Origin of the sequence: Mycobacterium sp. E2462 (genome assembly GCF_001672685.1) — a bacterium.
GTDB lineage: Bacteria > Actinomycetota > Actinomycetes > Mycobacteriales > Mycobacteriaceae > Mycobacterium.
Map to the genome: position 1 here is coordinate 1 of NZ_LZKC01000256.1, position 535 is coordinate 535.

The 535-nt window shown below is 73.1% G+C and carries 3 pseudogenes; 1 reads left to right on the forward strand and 2 read right to left on the reverse strand.

What is annotated here, in order from left to right:
- A pseudogene (locus A5714_RS26120) lies at positions 1–77 on the forward strand (precorrin-6A synthase (deacetylating)); the annotation flags it as partial.
- Here A5714_RS26120 and A5714_RS12535 read toward each other — a convergent pair.
- Together A5714_RS12535 and A5714_RS26125 are read right to left on the reverse strand one after the other, a co-directional pair.
- A pseudogene (locus A5714_RS12535) lies at positions 73–444 on the reverse strand (DNA-formamidopyrimidine glycosylase family protein); the annotation flags it as partial. The pseudogenes A5714_RS26120 and A5714_RS12535 sit on opposite strands and share 5 nt — an antisense overlap.
- Positions 445–449: 5 nt before the next feature.
- Positions 450–535 (reverse strand): annotated as a pseudogene (locus A5714_RS26125) (precorrin-6A synthase (deacetylating)); the annotation flags it as partial.

Genomic DNA, 535 nt, shown 5'->3' on the forward strand with positions numbered 1-535 from the left:
GGCCGCGCATCATCGCGCTCCGAGCGCAGGCGCGGGCGCGGCGCGGCTGGATCATGGACACCTATTTGCTCAGACCGCCAGCCGCTTTTGCGTACCCGCCTCGGTCAGGTCGAAGCCGGGCGCCGCGCCGGGAGTGCCGAGGTGGACCCGCAATGCGATCGGGCCCTTCCCCGGCCGCAACGGCGCCGCGGCCAACTTCTCGGACCACCGCAGCCAGCCCGCCCGGGACAGGTGCGTGATCAGCGACAGCGTCTCGGTCCGCAGGCCCAGGTACTTGCCCCAGCGCTCGGCGCCCACCACCGCCTGGCCCTGCAGCGCGCTGACCGGGGGGTCGAAGGTCTTGAGCACCGACAGGGCGACGACGTCGACGCGACCGACGGGCAGGCCCACGGCGTGGCGGCGCAGGTGGTCGGCCAGGGCTTCGACCTCGGGCAGTTCGGGCACGCTCTTCAGTCTGCCGGTCTGAGCAAATAGGTGTCCATGATCCAGCCGCGCCGCGCCCGCGCCTGCGCTCGGAGCGCGATGATGCGCGGCC